Source organism: Micromonospora sp. AMSO12t (assembly GCF_008806585.1).
Classification (GTDB): Bacteria; Actinomycetota; Actinomycetes; order Mycobacteriales; family Micromonosporaceae; genus Micromonospora; species Micromonospora reichwaldensis.
Genome location: NZ_WAAS01000036.1, coordinates 1 through 25,700 on the forward strand (window position 1 = coordinate 1; position 25,700 = coordinate 25,700).

15 protein-coding genes and 2 pseudogenes are annotated in these 25,700 nt (G+C 66.7%); 10 read left to right on the plus strand and 7 right to left on the minus strand.

Going from position 1 to position 25,700, the window contains the following annotated elements; translation table 11 throughout:
- The 3 genes from casA to F6X68_RS08410 form a co-directional block, all read right to left on the minus strand.
- Window positions 1–549 (minus strand): type I-E CRISPR-associated protein Cse1/CasA (casA, locus tag F6X68_RS08400; protein WP_151453723.1); only part of this gene is annotated, 549 nt, incomplete at its 3' end.
- Between the two features lie 165 nt (window positions 550–714).
- The gene (gene cas3, locus F6X68_RS08405; protein ID WP_151453724.1) at window positions 715–3,555 is read right to left on the minus strand and encodes a CRISPR-associated helicase Cas3'; all 2,841 of its coding nucleotides are present in this window, start codon (window positions 3,553–3,555) and stop codon (window positions 715–717) included.
- Complete coding sequence (locus F6X68_RS08410) at window positions 3,552–5,741, minus strand: UvrD-helicase domain-containing protein (protein WP_225852068.1); 2,190 nt, start codon at window positions 5,739–5,741, stop codon at window positions 3,552–3,554. Before F6X68_RS08410 ends, cas3 begins: the two co-directional genes overlap by 4 nt.
- A gap of 354 nt (window positions 5,742–6,095) precedes the next feature.
- Between F6X68_RS08410 and F6X68_RS08415 the strand changes: the two genes are divergently transcribed.
- Window positions 6,096–7,328, plus strand: coding sequence for a serine/threonine-protein kinase (locus F6X68_RS08415; RefSeq protein WP_225852069.1), 1,233 nt, complete (start codon window positions 6,096–6,098; stop codon window positions 7,326–7,328).
- Here the strand turns inward: F6X68_RS08415 and F6X68_RS08420 are convergent.
- Window positions 7,267–7,881 (minus strand): hypothetical protein, encoded by a 615-nt coding sequence (locus tag F6X68_RS08420; protein WP_225852070.1) that lies wholly within the window; start codon window positions 7,879–7,881, stop codon window positions 7,267–7,269. The genes F6X68_RS08415 and F6X68_RS08420 overlap by 62 nt on opposite strands.
- A gap of 399 nt (window positions 7,882–8,280) precedes the next feature.
- Between F6X68_RS08420 and F6X68_RS08425 the strand changes: the two genes are divergently transcribed.
- Together F6X68_RS08425 and F6X68_RS34070 are read left to right on the plus strand one after the other, a co-directional pair.
- On the plus strand, window positions 8,281–10,377 hold the full coding sequence (locus tag F6X68_RS08425) for an N-6 DNA methylase (RefSeq protein WP_151453726.1): 2,097 nt from the start codon (window positions 8,281–8,283) through the stop codon (window positions 10,375–10,377).
- Window positions 10,378–10,590: 213 nt separating this feature from the next.
- Window positions 10,591–10,986 (plus strand): annotated as a pseudogene (locus F6X68_RS34070) (transposase); the annotation flags it as partial.
- A 412-nt stretch (window positions 10,987–11,398) separates the two neighbouring features.
- Here the strand turns inward: F6X68_RS34070 and F6X68_RS08435 are convergent.
- Together F6X68_RS08435 and F6X68_RS08440 are read right to left on the minus strand one after the other, a co-directional pair.
- Window positions 11,399–13,516, minus strand: coding sequence for a UvrD-helicase domain-containing protein (locus F6X68_RS08435; protein WP_151453727.1), 2,118 nt, complete (start codon window positions 13,514–13,516; stop codon window positions 11,399–11,401).
- Window positions 13,517–13,554: 38 nt separating this feature from the next.
- The gene (locus F6X68_RS08440) at window positions 13,555–17,277 is read right to left on the minus strand and encodes an AAA family ATPase (protein ID WP_151453728.1); all 3,723 of its coding nucleotides are present in this window, start codon (window positions 17,275–17,277) and stop codon (window positions 13,555–13,557) included.
- 583 nt (window positions 17,278–17,860) lie between these two features.
- Here F6X68_RS08440 and F6X68_RS34075 point away from each other — a divergent pair.
- From F6X68_RS34075 to F6X68_RS34635, 3 genes are all read left to right on the plus strand, one after another.
- Complete coding sequence (locus tag F6X68_RS34075) at window positions 17,861–18,310, plus strand: hypothetical protein (protein WP_225852071.1); 450 nt, start codon at window positions 17,861–17,863, stop codon at window positions 18,308–18,310.
- A gap of 2 nt (window positions 18,311–18,312) precedes the next feature.
- Window positions 18,313–18,774, plus strand: a complete 462-nt coding sequence (locus F6X68_RS34080; RefSeq protein ID WP_225852072.1) for a recombinase family protein — start codon at window positions 18,313–18,315, stop codon at window positions 18,772–18,774.
- Window positions 18,775–18,961: 187 nt separating this feature from the next.
- Complete coding sequence (locus F6X68_RS34635; protein ID WP_255474711.1) at window positions 18,962–19,270, plus strand: hypothetical protein; 309 nt, start codon at window positions 18,962–18,964, stop codon at window positions 19,268–19,270.
- Between the two features lie 155 nt (window positions 19,271–19,425).
- On the opposite strand, the pseudogene F6X68_RS08450 reads toward F6X68_RS34635, so the two are convergent.
- A pseudogene (locus F6X68_RS08450) lies at window positions 19,426–19,826 on the minus strand (transposase family protein); the annotation flags it as partial.
- Between F6X68_RS08450 and F6X68_RS08455 the strand changes: the two are divergent.
- From F6X68_RS08455 to F6X68_RS08470, 4 genes are all read left to right on the plus strand, one after another.
- On the plus strand, window positions 19,813–20,007 hold the full coding sequence (locus F6X68_RS08455) for a hypothetical protein (RefSeq protein WP_151453729.1): 195 nt from the start codon (window positions 19,813–19,815) through the stop codon (window positions 20,005–20,007). The pseudogene F6X68_RS08450 and the gene F6X68_RS08455 overlap by 14 nt on opposite strands.
- Window positions 20,008–20,117: 110 nt before the next feature.
- A complete protein-coding gene (locus F6X68_RS08460; RefSeq protein ID WP_151453730.1) occupies window positions 20,118–20,753 on the plus strand; it encodes a hypothetical protein in 636 nt (211 codons plus the stop codon).
- A gap of 714 nt (window positions 20,754–21,467) precedes the next feature.
- The gene (locus F6X68_RS08465) at window positions 21,468–23,732 is read left to right on the plus strand and encodes an ATP-dependent endonuclease (RefSeq protein ID WP_225852074.1); all 2,265 of its coding nucleotides are present in this window, start codon (window positions 21,468–21,470) and stop codon (window positions 23,730–23,732) included.
- Window positions 23,729–25,615 (plus strand): UvrD-helicase domain-containing protein, encoded by a 1,887-nt coding sequence (locus tag F6X68_RS08470; RefSeq protein ID WP_151453731.1) that lies wholly within the window; start codon window positions 23,729–23,731, stop codon window positions 25,613–25,615. Before F6X68_RS08465 ends, F6X68_RS08470 begins: the two co-directional genes overlap by 4 nt.
- Window positions 25,616–25,700: the final 85 nt, after the last annotated feature.

The window sequence follows — 25,700 nt, forward strand, 5'->3', positions numbered from 1 at the left end:
TTTGACCCGCAGGTCTCCGACCGCCCCCGTCTTGATCCCGGAAGGGTCGTACGCCTGACAGTGCACCACCCAGCGGGCCGCCTCAGCCAGCGAGATCGACTCCATGCCCTGTCCGGCGCGCGTCGTCAGAAACGGCATACCGTTCGGCACGTCGGCGATGAGGCGCTCAAGTCCGTACGTGTTGTTCTTGGCCGCCCGCAGATCGGCCACCTGGTAGAACGGGCGCTCCGGATGCAGCAGGTCGAACCGGTCGCGAAAGACGCCGAGGTATTCGGCAATGTCGGCGACCGGCAGCCGCCGGTCCCGCCACAGCGCCCGCCAAGCGGCCTCGCCCGGTGGGCCGCCCGTCGTCCTGTGCAGGATCGCCAACGCGAGCCGCAGAATCGCGAACGTCTGCGTGGGCAGCTCACAGGCAATCATGCGGACGTCGCCGGCCTGTTCGAACAGGCCGAGCAGCGACACGTCCCGTCGCTGCCCCTCGGCGTCCAATACCGGAATCCACGCCTCGTCTACCAGCGAAAATCCGGGTGCCTCACCGGAACTTGTCAAGTCTGCTCACCACCGTCTAATCTCGATCGCGTCCCAATGAACAAAGTAAGCACACTGTAGGCCAGCTAGCAACGACGAAGACCAGGCTGCATGCTCCCTCGCGTTGGAGGGGTGATCCGTAAGCTCACTGGGTCGCAGCCACGCTCCCCGCGTAGGCGGGGATTCCTAGCCAACGCGAACGACATGGAGACCTCCGTGAGGGTCGTAGTAGAGATCAAAGGGGCCCACACGGGCATGGCCGTCACCATCAATTTCAAGGACGAGCTCGCCAGCAAGCCAGGGGTTGGCCTGCCAGGCGCGCAGGTCGATCCGCCCCTCCAGGTTGGTGATGACCTCGTCGATGACGTCGGTGGCGGTCATGACCCGTGGAAGAGGCAGGGTGCAGCCAGCGACAAGTCGGCCCAGCCTCCGGCTGGGTGTGGAACTGGTTGGCACGACTACCCCACCGCCGTCGATCCATGGGGCGATCACTAAGCCATCCGGTGTCCGTACCAGCAGCAGGACCTCGAGGGACTCCGCGTCGGTGTCGCGGACGTGGCCCAGCGCCGCGCGGTCGTCGGCGTTACCGACGCCGCCGGAGAGCCAGCCGATCAGTGGCACCCCGGCCTCGGCGACGCCGGCCAGGCGGAAACCGTCAGCTTTCAGCTCCTTGGTGGTGATCTCGTCCCGCTGTTTGGCCTCTGCTTCGGCCATTGCTGGTTGCCACGATGGTGGGCCGAGTTCCGCGTCGCCGTAGGCGGTCTGGGTGATCGGCGCGATGTCGGAGGGAAGTCGCAGTGGTGTGCTGTCCAGGTGCGGCAGCAGCACCGCTGCGCTGCGTAGCAGCGTGGCCGGCTGGTAGACGCGGCGTGAACCAGCTACCGGTTGCGGTGGCTCTGTTGTCCAGTCGGCGCCGCTGATCCAGCAGGTCGGGGTAGCGAGCCTGGCGGGCCGGTCGCCGCGCGCATGACGGTGTAGCCGGCCGATGCGTTGCAGCACCAGGTCGACCGGGGCCAGGTCGGTAACGAGCAGGTCGAAGTCGATGTCGAGGGACTGCTCGGCGACCTGGCTGGCGACCACCACGTGCCGATGCGGGCGGTTACCGCTGCCGGGCGGGCCGAACGTGTCGCGTAGCCAGCGGTCCTTCGCGGCGCGGTCGACGGCCATGAACCGGGAGTGCGCCACCGACACGGGGATGTCCGGCCCGAGGGCCGCCCGCAGCGCGGCTGCCGTCTCCTGGACCCGCGCCACGGTGTTGCGGACCACCAGCGCACAGCCCCCGTCAGCCAACTGGTCGCGCAGCAACTCCACCAGCGTGGGCAAATCGTCGGCCAGGCGCCGCAGATTGACTTCGACGCCTCGACCGGAGTCGGCGCAGCTGGTCGCGGTGGCGCCGCGATCGGCGGTCGAGACGGTAACCAGGGGATATCTCAGGTCGGTACGCAGCGGTGCGTACGGGTCGACCCGCGGCTTGCCGCGGTCACGCCAGGTGAGCGCAGGCACGGGTCCGAGCCGGCCGATGTCGTACGCCGCCATCAGCTCGGCCCGTCGGCGTGCCGGCAGCGTCGCGGAGAGCACAATGACTGGGACGCCGTACGCGCCGAGCCACTCCAGCGCCCGGTCGAGAAAGCGACTCATGTAGACGTCGTAGGCATGCGCCTCGTCGATGACGACGATCTTGCCGGCGAGGCCGAGGTGACGCAGCACCAGATGTTTGCCTCGTAGCGCCGCGAACAGTAACTGGTCGATGGTTCCCACGACGAAGCTGGACAGCAGTGTTCGCTTGGGTCCAGCGAGCCAGACGTGCACGCCGATGTCGGTGCCGCCGTCGTCCCCGGCGATGCCGCTCGGCAGCGAGGTCGTCCGCAGCCGGTCGTAGTCGGCATTGAGTGCGGCCTTGCCGTGTGCCAGCCGTACGTCGCGGTCGCCTCGGCCGAACTGAGCGTCGGGCAGCCTACGCAGCCAGGACAGCATCCGGTTGAACATGGCGTCGCTGGTGGCGCGGGTGGGCAACGCGAGGTAGCAGCCGGATGCCCCGGTACGGCGGGCCAGAATCTCCACCGCTGCCAGCGCGGCCTCGGTCTTGCCTTCGCCCATTGCCGCCTCGACGATCATCATCCCGGGCGCTGGCATGGTCGCGGCCAGCCCGGCAACGGTGCGCTGCACCGGTCGCGGCACCGCGGCGGCGGGTAGCTCGAAGCGCGCCCCGAACAGCTCGTCCACGCTCACCGGCGGCGCGGCAGGCCGCCACGGGACCGGCAGGTCCAGCAGCTCCCAGCCGGCCGTCAGCCGGTCTGCGTCCGTGCTGTCCAGGATGTACGGGAAGAACTCCTCGTTGCTCGCGATCCAGTCAGCGACGATGACGAGGCCGGTGAGGGCGGCCTGCACGGGCTGCGACAGCGGTGCGTCGCTCCACTCGATGAGCCGCTCGCCTGCGCCCGACCGCTCTGCCATCCAGTTCAGCAGTTCGTGCTGCACCTGCCGCCAGTCCGGGTCGCCAAGCAGGTGTGGACGCACCTGTACGTCGCGAAGCCCTTCATCGGTCGGTGGCACACCGTGGTGGCCCCCGACGATGACCGCGTACGAGTGAGGGTCGGTCCAGCGCTGCTGCTGTAACCAGTCCGCCAGCACGAGGTGCCCGGCGGTGGCGTGGGGGGCGTACTTGCGGTCGGCGCGGATCAGCTCCCGGTGGTAGCCGAGCCCGTGGTCGCGCATCCGCTCCGCCAGCGCGTACGCCTGGCAGGCGAAGGCAGGCGTTGCCTTGCCGATGTCGTGCACCCCAGCGGTCCAGACGGCCAAGGTGCGGGCGTCCGCGTCACCACCGGGCAGTTCGTCAGCGATGCGTTGGCGGACTGCAGGGCTCAGCCAGTGCTCCCAGAGCCGTCCGGCCACGTCGGCGGTGTCGGCAAGGTGCCGCCACAGCGGCAGCCAACCGACTGGTGAGGTGCCTTTACGGTCTGTCTTGCCCCAGACGGAGCGTGCCGCGTCGCCCAGTTTCGGGTCGCCAGCACTGGCGCGGGAGTTCATCGACGCACCGGCAGGAGCGGGCTGGGCGTGCCGCTGTGGGACAGGTAGAGCACGTCGCGGGCGCGGGTCAGGGCGACGAACAGAAGGCAGCGCTCACGCTGCAGGTCCTGCCTGTGGGCGTGCGGGTCCTCTGCCGCCGAGGTGAGCGCATGTGGCGCCGGCAAGACCCCTGCGTCCAGCCCGACCACTGCGAGACATTGGAACTCCAGGCCCTTCATGCGGTGCATGGTGGCCACGCGCACCCCGTCGGTGCCTCTCTTGTCGTCGGCCACGGGAATGTGGGCCTCGGTCAAGATCCTCGTGATGGTGTTAACGAGCTGTCCGGTTCGGGCGGCCACGCCGACCGCGTGCGGTTCCACACCCTGTTCCAGCCAGGTCCCCACCCGCTCGATCAGCGCCTCGTGCTCTGCGTCGCGGCTGTCCTGAGCGACAAGTTCGGGGACGCCACCGCGGGTGATCGAACGGTAGCCCCGCAGTGTGTCGTCCTGGTCGTCGAGGCCGATGGCGGCGTCGCCGTTGAGGACCTTCACCGACAGGTCGAGGATCTCGTGGGTGGTCCGGTAGTTCACGGTGAGCCTGCGGGTGCGGCCACGCACCTGAATGCCCAGCTGAGCCAGCGACACATGGTTGTCGTAGATGCGCTGGTACGGATCGGCGAGCAGGAACATGTCGTTCGGTCCGGGTGCGACGAGCGCGCGCAGCAGCCGCCACTGCGCCGGATGCAGGTCCTGGCCTTCGTCGACGATGACGTGCCGGTAAGGGGCCGATGAGTGGCGCGCGATCGTTGCCGCGTCATCGGCGAGCTGGGTGTGGGTACGTAGGCGCCGCTTCGTCAGCTCCCGCTCCGCTGCGCTGATCGCGGCCCACACCTGTTCGCGTTGTGCGGCGCGCAGGCCCTCGCCACGGCCCTTGCGGGGGGCATCGCGGTATGCCTCCAGGGAAGTCAGCTGTTGAGCCAGCACCACGTGCTCCCACTCCCGTCTCAGGAAGGCGCTGCTGACCGTGGTGACTTGGCCGGCGCGGTTCAGAAAGGTGGGACTGGCCTTCGCGGCGGCCTCCCACAGGCGGTCGAGGACCTCGCTTTCGGCGACCGCGACCTTCTTGCCACCCCGGGCGACGATCTCGTAGGCCAACTTGTCGACACTGATCACATCGATGCGCGCCTGCACGGCAGGCTCGGTCGCCAGCCGGTGCAGCTGCCTGGCGAGGGAGTCGGCGAGGGCACGGGTGAACGTGGTCAGCAGGACTTTCTCGCCGTCCGGCAAGCGCTTGGCGAGGAACACCGCCCGGTGCAGGCCGGTAACCGTCTTTCCCGTTCCGGCGCTGCCTGTCACCAGGGCGGGACCGCTGTAGGTTTCGCGATAGGCGACGTCACGTTGCGTCGGGTGCAGGAAGGTGCGCCACACGTCGAACGGGTGCGCGAGGATGGCGGCGAGTTCCACCGGACCCGAGACGAAGGCGATCCGCTCGGGCGTACGCCGCGCCGCGGTCAAGAGGTCCTCGGTGTCCACGCCCGACACGACCCGGTCAGCTATCTCCGCCCAGACCTCCTGCACCGGCAGTCCGCTGGCCAACCCGCGTAGGACGTCGAGCTGCATCTCGGGCAGGCGCCCGTCGAGACTGTCCAACTGCTGGTCCGTGCCGATAATCCGCAGCAGCGGAATCAGGTCCTCGTCCACGCCGAGCCGTACGAACTCGGCAGTCGAGACGTGGTCGAACAGGCGGTCGCTCGGCGAGGCTGAGGGCTCCGTACGAGCAAACTCCTCGATGCCTGCCTGGTCGCGCATCTCCAACACGCCGAGTGCGTGGTTGACGGTGAACCGGCGACTGACCGCGAAGGCAATGGCGTCGTCGTGCGGTAGGACATCGAGCAGCGCGTACTTCTGCTGACCGAGGGAGAGCACGATCCCGCGGTAGAACTGGTCGATGCGGATGGTGCGGATGTTCGGGTCCCGTGCGCCGGTCAGCTTCTCCAGGTGCAGGCCCGCGTGGGTGTGCTCGGCGAACTTGCTGATGGCGGCATCTACGGCGCGCTGCACCCGACGTTGCAGTTTGGCGTAGGCGGGAAGGAACTCCCGGCCGATGGCCAGCTCAGCCATACGATCCCCCGTCGTCACAGCGCCCGAGAGGACAGGGCGCACAGCCTGCACCGCCATCAGCCGGTCAGGGATGGCGGTGTTGGTCACGCAGTAGAAGGCGGCGCAGTCAGACCCGAGCCGCGCCGGTCCACAGTGAAGCACTTGTGAACCATGCTTGCAAGGATTTCCGTGTGATCCGTCTTCACCACGACAGTTCGCCATCGACGCGGGCATGCCCACGGCGGACAGGCTGGACCAACGCCTGGCGCCTCATGGTGCTGCCGTCGCCTGCGACCAACACGATCAGAGCGAGCATGTGGCGGATCGGCCGTCGGGATGTCTCGCCGGGAACCTGATGTGCGTGGTTGCCGGCGATGGACAGTTATGCTGAGTCCCGTGGTAGCGGGCACGGACCTCAAAGACCGGTACAGAGTAGGCCGGTTCCCGTTTCCGCATAAGGGCATGGGTGAGGTCTGGCCGGCTCAGGACACCCTGCTCGACCGTCCCGTCATCGTGAAGTTCGTCAGCGCCGCCGCGATGAACATCGAGTTGGCGCGCCGATTCCGCCGCGAGGCGTTGCTGACCGCCCGGCTGGATCATCCTGGCGTTCCCGCCGTCTACGACCTCGGCGAGCAGGGCGGCCAACCCTATGTCGTCCTACAGAAGATCAACGGAGTCACTCTCACAGACCTGGTCGCCGAACAGGGGCGGCTTCCGATCGGCTGGGTTGCCGCCATCGGGGCCCAGGTCAGCAGCATCCTGCTCGCCGCACAGCAGATCGGCCTGGTGCACCGAGACATCAAGCCGAGCAACGTCATGCTGGACAGGAACGGCGCCGTGAAGGTGCTCGACTTCGGTCTGGCCGTCATCCGCGACGACGAACGCTATTCGCGGATCACCCAGACCGAACAAAGCCTGGGCACGGTCGGCTACATGGCTCCCGAACAGATCTTCGGGGACGCCGTCGACCACCGCACCGACCTGTACGGCTTGGGCGCCACGCTGTTCGACCTGCTCACCGGCCACCCGCCGTTCGATGGTGTCACTACCACCACGACGCTGCGGCACCAGGTGGACGACCCTCCACCGCGCCCCACTGACCTGCGGCCGGACGTCCCAGCCGTGCTCGACGGTTTGATTCACGCGATGCTGGCGATCCACCCGCACGACCGGCCGGACACTGCTGCCGAGGTCTACGCCGCGCTGGCTCCCCTCGCCCAGGACCTGCAGCCGATTCCCGGAGTGGTCGATGACCTCACTGGGTCAGTGCCGGCATACGCCGCGATCGTCGGGCGAGCGCCACAGCAAGCTCGCCCGGTAGTGACGTCGACGATCGGCCCCCTCGAACTCGACCTGGAACAGGCCTCGAAGCAGGCGGAACAACTGCAGGCCGCCGGCGAATTCCGAGCTGCCGCCCGGCAATGGCGGCAGCTCGCCGATCATCACGCGCGGAGCCACGGCGATAGTCACCCTCTGGTATTCGACCTCCGCCTGCGCGCCGCCCGCGCCCACGTGCCGCTCGGCGAGCACGACCGTGCCCTGCGCCAGCTCAAGAGCCTGATGCACAGCCGCGCCCAGGTGGACGGACCGGAACACTTCGCGGTGGTGGAACTGCGTCAAGAGATCGAACGACTCAGCAAGGAACGGCCTTCGCCACGTGAGCGCGCACGACACGTACCAGACGTGGATCACTGAACAACCGAGGCAACAGCACCGCCTTCTGCGCAGGGAAGCGACCGCCCCGATAGTGGAAGATCTGGGCGCAGTTCTGGCCACGCGTCTCGGTTGCCAGAGCGCGACGCGCCAGCGGCGAGTACATGCTGCTGTGCTTCAACCAGGCCGCCTCCTCGCCGTGCCGGTCGAACCCGCGGCCGCTGCCCGCGTGCCCGAACACGTCATGGACCGCACGGAACATGTCGTTCTCGCCGTCACTGAGATACGGGTGCGGGTTACCGCTGGCCGCGCTGGCCCATACCTTCAGCTGACGGTGCCGCACATCGTCGACCATCGAGTCGACCTCCTCGTACGGGTCCTCGTCCACCACCCGCACCGTCACGCCCAGGCCACCGAACTCGACCCGGCCCACCATGAAGTGATACTGCCGCACGGTCTCCCGGCAGAACGCGGCGTAGGCGGCAAAGGCACGCTCCTCCCTGGGCGGCGCGGCCATGTAGGCGTCAGCGATGGCAGCACCGACGACGGGGTCAAGGCGCACTCGCGCATACGCCTGGACCGGCGTGGCATCCATCGAGTCGGGCCGATACCGCCTCGCACCGCCACACACGTATGCGACCGGAGCAAAGGTTGGAGACTGGGCAGTTGACAGCGCAGTTGCGAGCAAGGGTGTTCATGGTCCTCCTTCGGTCGTCGATTGGTTGAGGGTCGGGGTCAGCAGGCCACGGGGCTCGCCTGCGTGTCTTGCGTTCTTGGCTCCACACGGGGCGCCGCCTGCTGTTCACGACGCAGCACCTCCCCGAGCACCCGGATCTCAGACACCCGACGGTCCTGGTAGAACTTCGCGAACTTTCCGACGGTGGTGCTGCGCCCACGACGTGGCATGACTCCTCCAAGGACTCGGATCGACACCGCCGACGTTAGCGCCTGTGAACAGGCTACACAAGAGTCAATTCCGTGGTAGCGTTCACGCGTGACGAGAGAGTCGAGCACGGCCCCTAGCGAGGCCACCCTGACAGCCAGCGGCATCGCGCGGCTGGCCAATGTCGGCAGGGCCGCGGTAAGTAACTGGCGTCGCCGGTACGCGGACTTCCCCACCCCCGTAGGCGGCACCCCGACCAGCCCGTCATTCGATGCCCGGGCAGTAGAGCAATGGCTCCACCAGCACGGCCGGCTGCACCAAGCCGGCACCGAGCAGTGGGCCTGGAGACACATCGAGAGCTACCAGCCCGCAGCGCAAATCAGCGACGCACTCAACATCACCGGCGCATACCTACTCGTCCGCTCCGAACAGACCGAGCCCACTGGCGACAGCCTGCTCACCCCACGTCAGCTCGTCACCCACCTACGCACGCTCGACCCCGGCCTAGCCGAGATGGTCGGCGAGTTGCTGCCGAAACAGTGGACCCCCCAACTCGCCACCCTGCTACGCACGGCCAACCAGCTCAGCTCGGAGCAGGACCCGGAGTCCGCCTTCGAATACCTGCACAGCCAGTACGTGGCCTCGGCCCACTCGCTCTCCGGGCTCGCCGGCACACCAGACAGCGTCGCCGACATAATGCTGACCGTCGCCGGCTCCGGGGCCCGCACCTTCGACTTCACCAGCGGCACCGGATCGATCCTGCGGATGGCCGCCGACCGGGCCCTACAGAGCGCGACCGTCACAAGGTGCTACGCGCAGGAGATCAAGCCGCAGTACGCCCTGATAACTCTGCTGCGACTCTGGTTCGTGCATCTGCGCGCCCAACGCGCTGGCCATCCGACGGAGCCTCCCATCGTGCACGTCGGCGACAGCCTGCTCGCCGACGCCATGCCCAACCTGCGAGCCGACATCGTCGTGGCCAACTTCCCGTTCGGCATTCATGACTGGGGTCACGACCGCCTCGCCTACGATCCTCGCTGGACCTACGGCCTACCCCCGCGCACCGAACCCGAACTCGCCTGGGTACAGCACGCCTTGGCCCACCTCTCCCCCGGCGGCACCGCCGTCGTGCTCATGCCCCCCGCCGCCGCGTCGCGGCCAGCCGGCCGCCGCGTCCGCGCCGAACTGATCCGCCACGGAGCGCTCCGCGGGGTCATCGCTCTCCCCGCCGGCTTGATGCCACCGACCGGCATCGGACTGCACGTCTGGGTACTCACCCAGCCCGACCCGCACCAGCCACACGCTGGCGACCTGCTCGTGGTCGACACCACTGCCGCATCGACGACCCGAAGCCTCTCCGACACAGTCGGAGAGGCTTGGCGTGCCTACCTATCCGATGACTACGCCCAAGTGCCCGGCGTCCATCGCGCGGTACCCGCCATCGAAGTGCTCGACGACCAGGTCGACCTGACCCCGCAACGCTACCTGCCGCAGGCCAGCAACCTCACCGCCGACCCAGCCCAGATCATCGCCAGGATCAGCGACTTCGACCAACTCCTCGACCACATACGACACGCCCTGCCCGCAGTAAGACAGGCGCAGACCGCACCCCTACACGCCGCTCCTAAAGCCGACGTTGCCGACCTCGTCCGATCCGGCAGCATCTCCGTGCAACGCGCAACTTCCCGTACCCGATCAACCAGCGCAACCACCACCGCCACGACCCTGACCGCCACTGACGTCCTGTCCGGCGGCCCCGCAACCGGCTCGACAGCCCGCGCCGCGAACGACGCCCCAGGACCGCAGGTACGCACCAACGACATCCTCATCCCCATCATCGGCCAGAAGATCAGCGCCAGGGTCGCCACTCCTGCACAAGTCGGAGCCGAACTAGGACCCGGCGTTCAGCTGCTACGCGTCGACACGACCTGTTTCGATCCGTGGTTCGTCGCCGGCGTCATCTCCCACACAGACAACCTGCGTATCGCCGGTCGAGCCTCCAGCACCGCCAACAGCGCCCTACGCATCGACATCAAGCGACTCGCCATTCCCGTGCTGCCGTTGAATCAGCAGCAGGCGTACGGACAGGCTTTCTGCCGACTCATCGAGTTCAGCACCGCCCTTGACCGGGCAGCGATGACCGGAGCCGCGTTAGCCCGCGAGATCAGCGACGGCCTCACCGCAGGCGCCCTCGACCTCACATCCTGATCGGCTATGCCGGGTGAGCCGTCTCCTCGGTGCGCCCACAGGAGGAGACCGACGTACCTCTGATGCAGCGCGGCACAGACCCCTGGCAAGCAGCTCCCACCGTGTTGGGTGACTGCTTCCAGGGGATACGGATGGCCTCGAACGCGCGAATGCACGCGCCTTCGGCGGTGAACACGACCGCTCACTCGCCGACTCAGCCGTTCGGTCCTGACCGCGTCGGCCCGGCGGATCACCGCCTGGATCATGCGACCCGGCCACAAACTCACCGACGACGACCGCACCGACCTCGCCGACGCCCGCAGCCGCTGCCCCGACCTCGACACCGTTGCCGATCTCGCCCGCGGGTTCGCCGCCCTGGTCCGCCACCAGGGCACCGGACAGCACCTCGACGCCTGGATCAACCGCGCCCGCAACGCCGTATACCCCGAATTTCGCGGCTTCGCCGCCGGTCTGGTCAGCGACCGCGATGCCGTCGTCGCCGGCCTCGCTCAGCCCTGGAGCTCAGGCCCGGTCGAGGGACACGTCAACCGCATCAAGACGATCAAGCGACAGATGTATGGCCGCGCGAACCTCGACCTCCTACGCAAACGCGTCCTGACCAACCCGTGAGCCGCCCCAAGATCAATCACAGAATGTGTGCCAGAGCCAGTTTTCAGGCGGAGCCGACAGCTGTGGAACCACGACTGGTCACTTATGCACTCCTTCCGAGCTGCTGCTCATCAGCCACAGGCGGATGCGCGCAGCGCCGTACGCCTCGTGCCTGCGGCTCCGACGCCCCCGAGGCCGACTCGCCCCAGCGCCCTGGCCACACGCCCGCTCAACGCCCTCTTGAGAGCCTGCTCAGGCTGTGTAGGCCGGCGGATCGATGCTGTGGCTGCCTGGGTCAGCCAGTGGCACCTCCCGGCCGGAAAGCACACCGGCACCTTTCGCGATGGTCGGCGCACCCCATCGCTCGTGGGCCGTGCTCGGAACCTAGATCCATGTGCCAGGGCCAGGGAAGAGATCGACCTGGCCAGGGCGGTCAGCTTGGCAAGAAAGGGCTGGGGGTGCCGACGTGAGAGACGTAGAGCGAGTCACGAGCCCTGGTGCAGGCAACGAAGAAGAGGCAACGCTCCCGCAACACGTCATGCTGATGCGCGACCGGGTCAGTGTCAGGCGATGTGACCGCCCTGTTCGCAGGTACCACCCCGTCGTCCACCCCGACGGCCGCCACGCACCGGAACTCCAAACCCTTCATGCCGTGCATGGTGCCGACACGTACCCCACCGGTGTCGCTGCTGCTGACGGAACCGGCTGGGATGCCGGCCGCGGTCAGCGCACTCCGCGCCTGATGGGCAAGTTGAACGCTGCGAGCCGCGACGCCGATCGCGGTTGGTTCCACGCCCGCGTCCAGCCATGAGTTGACGCGCTCGACGAGTTCCCACCACTCGGTGTCCCTGTCCTGGCAGGTAGAAACGACCGGACGCTGCCCATGCATCGGGGAGCGGTAACCCCGCAGGTTGTCGGGGCGGTCGTCGAGCCCGTCCGGTGCCACTCCGGCCAGTAGACGGACTGACCAGTCGAGGATCTCGTGGGTCGTTCGGTAGTTGATTTTCAGTCGTCGGGTGCGGCCCCGCACGTTGATGCCCAGGCTGGCCAATGAGACCTGATTGTCGTAGATCCGCTGGTGCGGGTCCGCGACGATAAAGAGGTCGTCCGGGGCGGGACGGGCGGCGGCCCGGAGCAGACGCCACTGGGCGGGATGCAGGTCCTGTCCCTCGTCGACCACGACGTGCTGATAGGGCGCGGTGGCGCGCTCGGTCAGGATGCGGGCAGCCTTCGTGGCGAGCTGCAGATGGGTGTGCTGGTTGAGGTGGCGAAGTCGGTCGGTGACTTGCCGGATCGCCTCCCATACGGCCAGCTTTTGAGCGGGTTGCAGTGGTGTGCCGCGGCCAGCGCGGCGAGCGGCTACATACTCCCCTGGTTCGCTCAGGCTCTGCGCGAGGATGACCTGTTCCCACTCCCGTTCCAGGAAGATCGGGCTGAACGCGCCGTCGAGGGTCGCTGCGGCCTGTTCCCAGAGGCCGCGTAACACCTTGGGATCGACGACCGTGGGCCGGCGTCCGTGGGCGTCGCTCACGACCTGGTAAGCGAGGCGGTCGACGTTGAGCACGTGGACGCGAGCTAACGTTTCCGGATCCTCGGTGAGGAGCGGAAGCTGCCGCTCCAGGGCCTCGGCCAGGTACCGCGTGAAGGTCGTGAGCAGCACCGGCGAGTGTCCGGCGGGCACGGGAGCGACCGCGCGTTGGGCGAGAAAGACCGCGCGGTGCAGCGCTGTCACGGTCTTGCCGGTGCCGGCGCCGCCGGTCACCATCGCGGGGCCGACGTATGAGGTTCGGTATGCGATCTCCCGCTGGGCGGGGTGGAGGAAGGTCCGCCACGTGTCGAACGGGTGGGACAGGATCTGCGCCAGCTCCTGCGGGCCGGACACCATGACGAAGCGATCCGGGGTACGGGTGACAGCGGTGCCGATGTCCTCCGGATCCACCTGTGCCGGTGGCTGCCCGCCTGGTAGGTACTGGCTGACCTCCTCCCACACCTCCTCGGGGCTGAGGCCTGCTGCGAGCCCGGCCAGAGCGTCGTACTGCGGGGTGGGAAGGAGGCCTGCCAGCGCCTCCAGGTGCGTCTCTGTGGTGAGCAACCGGACCAGGGGCAGCACCTGCGAGTCGATGCCGAGTCGGATCAGTTCGGCGTCCTTAACGCCTGAGAAGAGGAGCGGCTTGTTGTCCTGTGCTGCTTGATGCAGGGCCGGGGTGATCTCTTCCAGGGCGGTTTGGTTCCTGACTTCCAGGACGCCGAGGGCGAGGTTCACGGTGAACAGCCGAGAGGTGGCGTAGGCATATGCGTCGTTGTGCGGCAGCACCGTGAGCAGCAGGTACTCCTCTCCTTTCTCGGGAGCCAGGACGACGCCGCGCCAGAACTGGTTAATCCGGATGGTGCGGATCCGGGGGTCCTTCGGATTGGTGAGCTTTTCCAGGTGCAGGCCGGCGTGGGTGTGCTGGGTAAACTTCTCGATCGCCGCATCGACGGCGCGGCGGACGGGCTTTTGCAGCCCGGCGTAGTCCGCCAGGAACTCCTTGGCGATCCCCAGCCTTGGCACCCGGCTTCCCTTCCCTGCTGACCCGGAGGACCCGCTCGTCAGAGCAGGTCGCTAATCCGGGCGATCTGCTCGTTCAGCATTGCCGAGTCGAGGCCGCCGCTGGACTCTTCGGAGGTGAACAGGGTTTCGCCGAGCACGAAGCCGTTCGCCGTGTACCAGCCGCGGCGCCGCTGCCAGGAAGCGCGGTAGCCGGGGCGGTCGAGCATTCCGAGGTGTTCCCAGACGATCGGATCGCCGGCGGCGTCGATGAAGGTGAAGTCCGGGTGAACAGTGCCCGGGACGACTTCGCCTGGGAGTGGCCGCTCGTACCGGTAGTCGATCCCCGCCGCGTGTAGCAGGTTGGCGATGACCACCTCGCTCTTGGAGCGGACGAGTTCACCCCGCACGGTGCGGTGGATCAGGTGTTCGGCGAACGGCACGCCAAGGTCACTCCGCCGCACGCCCGGGGCGAAGAGGTGGGTGTTCCGGCGGGCGGTCTCGCTGCGCTCGGGTCGGGCTAGCTTCCGTAGCGGTTCAATGTCGCTGCCCTGGACGAGCAGCACCAGCTTCTGCCGGGCCCGGGTCAGTGCGGTGTAGAGCAGCTCCCGGGACAGCAACGCGCTCTCCGCCGGCACGACCACCAGGACGCTCCCGAACTCGCTGCCTTGGGCCTTGTGCACGGTCAGCGCGTACGCCAGCTCGAGGTCGACGCCTTCGGCGTTGGCCGGCACCGTCTTGAAGTCGAAATGCCTGAACTCCCGGCCCGCAAAAGCAATCTTGAAGAATCCGTTACTGTACCGGGCAACCAGGCCGACCTCGCCGTTGGCCAGGTAATCCTTGATCTGCTCTCGGGACTGGTGGTCGTAGCCGTATCGGCGGTCGTTGCGCACGAGCATGACCTTGTCTCGTAGGACGATCTCCTCCGGGCCGTAGCTGCTGCCGCCGCGTTGCCGGGCGCGGCGCAGCTCGGCCGAACGGAACTGGCTCTGCAGAAACCGGTTGAGCTCGAAGGTTCCCCAGTCGCGCATCCGTACCGGCGAGAGCACCTGGAACCGGTCGGCACCGCTGTGGTCGGCGTGCGGGACCCAGCCTTCGGGGGTCAGGCCCAAGGCGCGTGCGTAGCCGTCGGCGTCCTGTGGATGCTTCATGCCCAGGGCCAGGGCCAGCTCGTTCAGCAGTTCCTCGTGGAGTTGCCGGGTGTTCTCCCAGAACACCAGCCGCAGGTCGGAATCGGATCCGCCGGCGCCCGCCGAACCGTTGTCCTGCCGTGCGTTGAGCGCCAGCTCGCCGAGGACGGAGTCGGCGTCGACGGGTTGACTGTCCGTGGTGTAGAGCGAGGCCAGCCGGAGGATGTCCGACGGGCGGTCACCCTGGGTGCGCAGCTCCACCGACAGGCGGGCGAGAGCCGCCGCTCGCACATTCGGCTCCGCGTTATCGTCGTCGCGCGCCGCGTCAAGGTGGGCAACGAGATCCGCGAACGGTCGCCCCACCCCGATCGGCGGGAGCTGGCTGGGGTCGCCGACCAGGATGAGGCGCTGCACGTGGCCGAGGTCGAGGGCCTTGAGCACCGCGGTCAGCTGGTCCTCGGTGAGCATGGAGCATTCGTCGATGACGACGGTGCGCTCGTGACGGTACGGCTCCCCGCCGGTGAACCGCACCCGCTGGCGCCGCCCGTCGTAGCGCTTGAGGCCGTACAGGAACTGCGCGATGTTGCGAGCCCGGGCGTTGGTCTTCTGGGCGAGCCGGACGGTCGCCTTGCCGGTCGGGGCGAGCAGCAGCACCCCGTCGGCCGTGAGGCGGCTGGAGGCCAGCAGGGCTCCCACGACGCTGGTTTTGCCGGTGCCGGCGGGCCCGACGAGGACAGACAGCCTTCGGGTGGTGATCCGTTCCAGGGCGGCGGCCTGTTCCGCGAGGGCGGTGGCGTGCCGTTCGATCTTGTCGTCCACCGTGCCGCCGCCAGCACGGATCGCGTCGAGGAGCAGGCTCCGCCAGTCCTCCTTCAGCGAGGGAAGGCTCTTCGCAGTGCGTGCGTTCAGCACCTTGGCCAGGAAGCGTTCACGCTCGGCAAGTTCGACGAGTTGGAGGCAGCGTGTCGTCGTCCCCCCGGCTGTTTCCGGGCCGGGTAGCTCGACCAACCGTAGCGTCGGGTGGTTTCCGGTGATGTTGCCGTTGATCCAGTCGGAGGAGACTGTCAGCGGAGGGCTGAGCTTAAGCTTGCCCACCCGCTCGATCACCTCGTCGACGGGAAGAAGTGCGTCCCCCTCGTCGGCTGCCGCCCGCAGCACCGTGACCAGCGCTGCTTCCACTCGCCGCCTGTCACCGGTCGAGTCCACCCGGCTCGGCGGCGCGAGTGGCGCGGCGACCGCGATCGTGGCGTCAGGCAGCAGCCCGCGGTCGACGACGGGCAGCGAGACGGGAGGGTCCTTCCGGTCGCCCAGATCGACCTCCGCGATGAGGTACGGGTTGGCGAGCACGTCAACGTCGGAGACGGCTCGTTCGGTCCCGTCCGCCCGCTCCCCCGGCTCGAGCCAACGACGGGCCGCCAAGGTGGTGAGCGCGAACCGGCTGAGCAGCATCACGAAGTTCCGCCGTGGCGCAGGAAGCCCGAGCCAGGTGTTACGGGCAGCAGCCAGGTCGGCGGCATAGACGACGTTCGGCGGCTCGCGGCGACCCGACAGCAGTGCGTCCAGAAGCGGCCAGGGATCCTCGGCCGGCCGGAGCACGCCGTCCCTGCTCAGTTCGTAGAGCAGCGACGTCGCGAGCCGCAGACCCAGCGCCTCGAGCACCGCCCCGCTGCCGGGGAACGCACCACGGTCGGCCCAAGTCTCAGCGATCCGCGCGTTGAGCCACTCCTCCCGCTCAAGCCAGGGCCCGGCTACGACACCATGCCGAATGATCGCCCGAACCGCGGCGAGCGACTGCTCCAGGACGGCGAGGAGCGCATCCGATGAGACGACCTCACTACCGTAGGAGAAGTTCAGCATCTGCCCACGATCCGGCACGACGGCGATCTCGTTGAGCAGCTCACGGCGCCGTTCGTCCTCCTCGGGACTGCCGGTCGGCGCGAGGTAGGCATGGTACGGAAGCAGGAAACCCTCAACGCCGTCCTGCCGGATAGAGTGGCTGATCAGGCGGTCCCACAGCGGGTAGGTCGCCTCGCCGGACGGCACGTCGTACTCGATGATGCCGCGCATGGTCTCGATACGCCCCAGCCCGACGACCAGGCGGTTGATGCCGTCGCCCAACGGGTGCCCGGACTTCGTGTAGAAGACGACGAGGGAACTGCCCGGCGTGATCCGACGGAAGCAGGTGTCCAGCAGCTGCCGCTGGCGCTCGGCCGGGAAGACCCACGGCGACGGGAAGGGTGGCGGCTCGTCGGGCGCCAACGCCTCGGGGAGTCGCTCCTCGATCTCCGCCGACCGCTCCCGCAACATCCAGGCGAACGGCACAGCGAAGGTGGAGTATTCAGGCACCTTCACCGGCGTCCGACGCAGGTGACCGTGGGTGGCTGCGGTGTCCCGCAGTTTGGTGTAGGGATGGTCGAACTGCCGGATCCACGGCTCGGCGTTCATAAACGCGCCCGACTCGGCCACGCACGGCGGGCGCCTGTCGTGGTCGATTTCGGCGAACGGACGTAGGGCCAGCATCCGCTCCTCGGCGTCCTTTCGACCGATCCGGATCCGGTCGAGGTCGAGACAGTAGGGATTGCCGGTTGGGTCGGCACACACACTGCCGTTCCACGCATTGTCGTGCCAGGCCACACGAACTGTCAGATGGTGCATGCCCACTCCACTCGCCCCGTTGGTTGCCCACCCCGACACGGACAACCAGCGTCGTCGAACGCGCTGAAGCGGCGATCCTAACCATCCCAAGTGGATCTGCGGGACCGCCGGACGGTGCCAGAGTCCCGTCAACGGGACAGTTAATCACCTCGACTCCGGCACTGTCATCCCTGAAGTGCCGCCACTACTCTTCGTTCTCACGATTCGAGCGGCATTCACATGTCGCCGCCGGCCCGTTGAGGGCCGGCACTCGCCGGCAGACACCCACAAATAAGGTTCGGCAGCACAGTCGGAGGCAACCCGGCGTGGAGCACCGGCTGTTCTTCCCGCACTGTCCCCGAGCCCGACATCGGAGGACTGCATGGTCGTCAGGCGAACGATCGGCGACTGGTACGCCGGCGCGGAGATGCGCGGGTCGGCCGACCCCCGCCACGTACTGGGAGAACGACGACCGTCCGGATCGAACGCCTGACTCGTGGGTCGACCGACTCAGCGTCGCCGCGCCGAAAGCCTCGCTACCCAGCCCGCGCATCCGTCCCGATGCCTGTCCCGCTTGCCGCATGGCGGTGACGTCACTCGGCCTGTGCCGATGTTCTTGAGTAGACGGGCCGCCGCCGGCGGCCGCCGCTTCCGAAGGAACACCGTCGCCCAGCCGATCCGTCGACAAGGCGTTGCTGTGCCCGGGCTCGAAAGCCAACTCCCGGCCGGCCAGTGGTCGTGGTCCCGGCACTGGCAGCGGGACTGCGCCAGCGAGCTCGTCGCCGCTCACGGGATGATCGTCGCCGAGTACTTCGACGTCGGCTGCTCCCGCCGCCGCGGCTGGCGGCAGCGCCCACAGGCCGCCGCGCTGCTGGCCGCGCTCAAAGACCCAGATCGCGGGTTCGACGCAATCGTGGTCGGCGAGTACGAACGGGCGTTCTCCGCCAACCAACTGCAGCACCTGGCCCCCGTGCTCGATCATCACGGCGTGCAGCTGTGGCTGCCCGAGACGGACGGACCCGTCGATCACCACGACCCACCCACCAAGCGCTGATCATGATGCCGGGCGCCCAGTCGAAACGTGAGGTGCAGCGCGCCCGGTTCCGGGCCGTCACGGCGATGCGGGCCCAAGCGCGGGAGCAGGGACGGTATCTGGGCGGCCGGCCGCCCTACGGCTACCGACTCGTTGACACTGGCCCTCATCCGAACGCCGCGCACGCGCGCTGGGATCGCCGGCTTCAACGACTCGATCCGGATCCGCCCACGGCCGGACACGTGCGGTGGATGTTCGCCCAACGCCTCAACGGCCAGAGTCTCGCCGGCATCGCGCGTGCCCTCAACGACGCCGGCATACCGTGCCCATCGGGCGACGATCCCGACCGCAATCCCCACCGCAGTGGCGACCGGTGGACCCTACGAACGGTCGCGGCGATCCTCGCCATCCCTCGCTACTCCGGCCGGCAGGTCTGTAACCGGCAGCCCGTGCACACCGACACCGATGCCAGCCGCGCGGAGTGAGAACCCGTCCGACGGAACCCAACCGCAGACTGGGTGGTCTCCAAGCAACGGGTTCACGCCGCGTTGGTCAGCGAGCAGGACTTCGTCGCCGCCCAGGCCGTCCGCTGCCACCGGACCGCCCGCGACGGGACGATGCGCAGCTACCTTGTTCACCGGACTACTGCGCTGCGGAGCGTGCGGCCGAAAGATGGAATCGCACTGGATCAACCAACGCCCCGGCTACCGATGCCGCCACGGCCACACCAGGCCCAACAGCCCACCAACCGCCGGCGCAAGATCCTCTACCTCAGGGAAGACCACATCATCGCAAGACCCGCCGGTCATCCCAACCTCGCCAGCGACGCCCAAAGCCCATACGACCTGGCCGCGCTCCTGCACAGGAACAAGATCACCATCTGTGCGATCAAGAGAGCTGCACACCGACCACAGAAAGCATCCTCCCAGGTCAACCCCGGACGATCTTGCAAGCCAAAGTCATGGAAAGCCACTCTGTTGATCTTTAGAGCCGCAGGTCAGCGGGCCTGCTCCCCGCGCACGCGGGGTGTGATCGTACGCCTTCGGGTCCGTCATGACCTCGTCGGGCTGCTCCCCGCGCACGCGGGGGTGATCCAGGTCGCCCGTGTCCACGGTCACCGACTCACCCTGCTCCCCGCGCACGCCGGGGGTGATCTTCCAGGTCTTGAGCATGGCGATGGCGCGCTCGCCGCGGGCGCGGAGCCGGGCATGGCCACGGTTGAGGGCCGCTGGCGGTGGGACAGCCTCGGCCGGTAGCGGTGGCGCTTGAACGGCGTGCGCACGCTGCCTCCGGCTCCCTGATAGCCCTTGTCCGCGAAGGTCATCACGTTAGCGCTGTTGAACGCGTCGACGATGCCGTGGGCTCGGGCGGCGCTCAGGTCGTGGATGGCGCCAGGCAGCGCTGGCGAGGCCCAGACCAGGCGTCCTACTGCGTCTGTGATGACCTGCACGTTCACACCGTGACGCTCGTGTTTTCCGGAGCAGTAGGGCCTCTGGTCGGCGACCCGGTCGATCGGGATCAGCGTGCCGTCGGGGATCGCCACCTACGACGAAGACCGTTCCCAGACCCGTACCGGCACCGGACCCCAGGTCATGGCCGCCCTGCGCAACACCGCCATCGACGCGCTGCGCACCGCCGACATCACCAACATCGCCGCCGCCAACCGCCATCACGCCCTCGACAGCACCCGTCTGCTGGCCCTACTCGGCATCACCTGACGACTTTGCCGGGCCCTGGGAGCGCGTGTCGTTCGGTGAGCCATCACGAATCTCTACAATCGAGCCGACCTAGATGCCAGGAACCAGGAGTCTGCGGCGGAGGACGAGCAGTGATCGATCAGGTGATCGAGCAGGTCCACCTTCACATACCGCCGGAGATCCAGGCTCGAATAGCCACGGGAGAATTGTTCCGCATCGGCAGCGTGGTTCGAGATGCCGCCACGGGACAAGTCTTCAAGCACTTGGATGAGGTCGCCGGCCCGGTAAAGAACCAAGCAGAGCGGGCTGTAGCGAGTCTCAGAGGCAGGCTACGAAACCCGTGGGTCATCGTCGGGGTCACCGCCGCGGGAGTGGCAGTCGTTGGAGGCGCTGCGCTGATCGCCGCAAGGAGGCGCAAGCGTGCGATCCCCGGCTGCCTCAAAAACTTCAACGCCTCATTGCGTGCTTACCTGGAAGCAGCTCGCGAAGGACGACTAGACGTCGGCGTCGTCAGCCAGCTCATTTCCGACCTGGATGCGGTGCAAGCCTATTCCGTCGGCGGCGTTATCACCGTTGATCTTTCGGTCGAGCAGTGGAAAACGCTAGTCAACCTCGTTGGCGATTACACGCGAAAACTTGCTGAGGCGAACTCCATAGAGCCGGACGAGGTTCTAGGAGACGCGGCCGATTCCGAGACCGATAGCGTTGTCGACCTGCGCCGCTACCTTGAGGCTCAGAGAAAAATCTTTGCCAGACGGGTGGCGTGATCATCTGGTCAATGGCACATCGTGGAGCCGAGGTTATGGCATCCGAACCAAAGGATCATGGCGCAGGGTTGCGACCTGGGCCTTTCCGTGATAGGAGAGCATGCGTCGGGGAGACCACGGAGCGGGCCCATTCCAGGAGTTAAGGTAATCACACTGGTCACGATTCAGACGAATGCGACTTGCTGTCCCGCAGCGAACGGCGTGTCGGCTAGCACCAAGACGTAGTCGAGGAGGATCACCCGTCAGCACACCGGCGGAGCCCACTTGGCCGGGTGGCCTTCGGCGCCCTTCCCTGGATGGCCCATCGAGCGGGCTGGATCGCAATCGCCGTCGGCTCGATACTCTCGTTCTTCGTTCCGCGCGACTATGGGCCATGAAGCCGGCGGAAGCGCGGCCTACGCGGGCGGACGGTCGCGCGGCTGGCCAGGGGGTTCTGACGAGCACCCAAACAGGTGCAAGTTGCCGTAGAATTCCTGCCCTTCTGGGCTTGCCCACGGCCCGGGTTTCGTCGCCTACTTGACACTACCGGTGTTGGCGTTTCCGCAGCGAGTGGTAGATCATCGTTGGGTCACGCGAGCATCGCACTCGTTGACGGACACAGCTGACCATCTGGCCTCAACGCGACGACGATCTGCGTCGCTGGATCAGGTCGGTCGCAGCGGAGGTTGAAGCCAGGCGCCATAAGAGGCGTCACGGAGATGTCGAACGTGGCGCTTGGCAGCAGGCTGGACGTTGACGGTTAAACGCGCGCTCTTCGCGGCGTGCTTCTGCAGCGAATGGAGCGGCGTGTACGTCAAGACGTTCCGTGTGAAGAACTTCCGGCGGCTCCGAGACGTCAGGATCGATCTGGACCCCGAGACGACGGTCTTCGTCGGCGCAAACAACAGCGGGAAGACCTCGGCCGCACAGGTGTTCCGACTGTTCCTCGGTGCCGAGAAAGAGCGGTTCCGGCTCTACGACTTCACCGCCGACTGCTGGGCAGAGTTCGACGCGTTCGACGCCGCTTCGGATGATCCCGACGAGCGACTTCCGCGCATCGTTCTGGACATCTGGCTCGACCTGAACGGTGATGATGACAACCTGCACCGTGTCGTCGACTTTCTGCCCAACCTGAGTTGGAGTTCCGGCCTGGTAGGAATCCGCCTCTCGTACATGCCCAAGAACGGCAAGGCCCTGATCGAAAACTTCGAGGAGTACCGCAGCAGGGCACTGGCCGTCGAACGCCCAGAGGGTTCCAACTACGAACCATGGCCGCAGTCGCTGACCGACTATCTAAGCCGTGAGCTGCGGCACGAGTACGAGATCACCTACGCGATCCTGGACGCCACCCACTGCGACGAGCGGCTGGAGCCGATTGCGGGATACGCCCCCTACACTGCACGCGACAGCGCGAGCCGCCTCGGCGCCAAGCTCGACTCGTTGATCAAGGTTGACTTCCTTGACGCTCAGCGTCACCTGGTTGACGGCGAGAGCCGCGGTCGGGCCGAAGACCTGTCTCGGAAGTTGAGTGGCTTCTACGCCCGCAATCTCGAACAGCGGGAGAATGATCTCGCGGCGGTCGCTGCGATTGCGGACTCGGAACGCCATCTCAACGAGCACTTCGCGAAGGTCTTTGAGCCGACCTTGGACAAGCTTGCCGACCTCGGCTATCCAGGCTTCGTCCATCCGCGATTGGTGGTGAAGGCTGCCTTCAATGCCCAGAGCGTCCTCAACAGCGGCGCCCGGGTCCACTACGCTCTACCTGCGACCGGCGGCTCGATGGGCAGATCTGAGCGAACGCTGCCCGACCAGTACAACGGGCTCGGCTTCAAAAATCTGATCTACATGGTAGTCGAGGTCCTGGACTTTCACCATCGATGGATCGATGCCGAAGGTGAGCGACCCCCGATCCACCTAGTGTTCATCGAGGAGCCCGAGGCACATTTACACGCTCAACTGCAGCAGGTCTTCATCCGCAAGATCCGTGAAATCCTTCCACAGGTTGAGCCGGCCTTCGCCACTCAAATGATCGTCACGACACACTCCGCTCACGTCATCTACGAGAAGTCGTTTGAGCCAATTCGGTATTTCAAGCGGACCGGCGCAGACGGCAATGTCCATCACACCGACGTGAAGGATCTGATGACGTTCCGGGAGACGACGGAGGATGACACCAGGCACTTCCTTCGGCAATACCTGAAACTGACCCACTGCGACCTGTTCTTCGCCGACGCTGCGATTCTGGTCGAGGGCAACGTCGAAAGGCTACTACTGCCACTGATCATTCAAAAATCGGTGCCTGAGCTCCAGTCAAGCCACCTCACGATCCTTGAGGTCGGCGGGGCCTATGCCCACAAGTTCCAGGAACTGATTACGTTTCTGGAACTTCCCACGCTGGTCATCACGGACCTGGACAGCGTGCGAGGGCCGAGCCCCGACGCGGCCGCGACCGACTCCGACAAGGTGCCTGCAGCTAGGTCGGCGTGTATGACGACGCAGGCGGGCGCGGTTACGAGCAACGAAACCTTGGCCTCATGGATCCCTCGTATCCGATCGATCGACCAGCTTCTCGATGCGGACGAGGCTGTGAAGTCCTCACCGGCCGCCGCCGGTACTCCGGGATGTATCCGAATTGCATACCAGATCCGCCGACCGATCAGCTGGGGCGATCGGCAGACAGCCTTAGCTGGTCGCACCTTCGAAGAGGCATTCGCCTTGGAGAACCTCGGGTGGTGCCAGCATGAGGCACAGGCCGATCTCCGGCTCCGCGTCTCGGGAGCGGCGGCCATGACGTTGGAGGGCTTACACGAGGAGATCTACAACCGCGTCAAGTCCTTCGACAAAACCGACTTCGCCCTCGCGCTCATCACCAAGGACCACAACCAGTGGACCGCGCCGCAGTACATTACAGACGGTCTCAACTGGTTACGAGACCGGGTCACGGTCAATCCGCCCGAAACCGCACCCTTGACTGCGATCGAAGCCGAGGTTGGTAAATGACCGGCCGGATCGATGCCCGAGACACGGACGCCGACCGACTGATCCGCGATGTCCTTGACCGCAAGGGAAAGGCCGGGTTCATCGTCACCGCCGGCGCGGGTTCTGGGAAGACTACCTCGCTCGTCAAGGCTCTGGCGCACGTGACAGCAACCCGCCGTACCCAGTTCCGGGCGCGTACCCAGCGCATAGCCTGCATCACCTACACGGAGGTCGCCGCAGCCGAGATCCACGGCGATGTCCACGACGACCCTCTGGTCTATGTGTCGACGATTCACAGCTTCCTGTGGGACGTCGTCGCACCGTTCCAGTCGGACATCGGTGCCTGGATCAAGCGCCAACTCGCCGGCAAGCTCGACGAGCTTAGCGGCAAGATCGACAAGGCGAAGGCACCCACGAAGCGTGACGCGTTGACCCAGGACCGAGCTCGCTACCAACGTCAACTAGACGGGCTCCACTCGGTCCGCAAGTTCACCTACAGCGTCGGGCCCGACTACGGCAGGGGGCAGGTCGGACACGCGGATGTCCTCAAGATGGTGCCGCGGATGCTCATGGAGCAACCGCTGCTGGCAAAGGTCATTGCGACCCGCTTCCCGATCCTCTTCGTCGACGAAAGCCAAGATACGGAGGCGGACGTCGTTGCGGGCCTCATCCACATGTACAGAAGCGTCAAGAGCGACTTCTGCCTTGGATTCTTCGGCGACCCGATGCAGCAGATCTACCCCACCGGCATCGGCCAGGTTCCCCCCGAGCCGGACTGGGCGCTAATCAACAAACCCGAAAACTTTCGCTCCTCGCGCCGCGTGCTCGAGGTCGTCAACCGGGTACGAGCCGCCGCCGACGGTAACAAGCAGACACCCGGCCGACCCAACGAACTTACACCAGAGGGACACGCCTACTTCATTGTTCTGCCTGCCGACGCCGACCGTGTCGCCAGCATGGATGCCGTTCGCCGCTGGCTCGCACACCGCACGTCGAGCGACGCCTGGTCCGCCGACGGACCCGACGGCGTGAAGATTCTCGTCGCCATGCATAAGCTCGCGGCCCGGCGACTCGGCTTCGCCAACCTGCACGCGGCTTTCCACCCGAAGAACCCACCTGCACTGGCCACCGCGTTCATCGAAGGCACAGCCTGGCCCATCACGCCGTTCGCCAACGTCATCCTGCCCCTGTGCGACGCCTCGAACGACAACGCCGCGCTCCGTATCCTGCGCAAACACAGCGGTCTGATCCGTGACGGCCTCGCCGGAGCGGGCGTCGTGCGGGAGCGACTAACGTCCGCACGCGAAGCCGTGACTGATCTACGTGGCCTCGTCGCCGCCGCCGGCCCCGGCTCGGTCGGGAAGGCGTTACGGTTCGCACACCGCACCAGACTTATCGACCCGGTTCCACAACTCGCCCGATACCTCGACCCCGAAGGACCCCACAGCGACCAGGTCCTGTCCGAGAAGGCCCGAGAAGTCCTCGATGCGTTCATGACGTGCGACGTGCGCGAGCTCCAAGGCTACCTTCGCTATGTCAGCCGTCAGTCGCCCTACTCGACGCAGCACGCGACGAAGGGCGCCGAGTTCCCGCGGGTCATCGTCCTGCTAGACGACTCCGAAGGAGTCCTGCCGGCATACTCCTACGACAAACTCCTCGGACTCGCTGAACTGTCGCAAACTGACCGCGAAAACAAGGCGAACGGCAAAGACACGACCGTCGAACGAAGCCGGCGCTTGCTGTACGTCTGCGTCTCACGCGCCCGGGAGGAACTCGCCGTCATCGTCTACGCGGACAATGTCGAAGCCGCGATCCTATCCCTTAAGGTGTCCGGCCTAGCAGACGAACCACTGACGCTGACCGATCTCACCAACGACCTCGGCGGAGATCCCAGCATCACGTAGAGCTGAGCTGCCGGTCGAGTGCCAACGCCGCCCCAACCTTGACCACCGTGTCCCTACCCGGGCACGCGTCCGATGGGTCGACCCG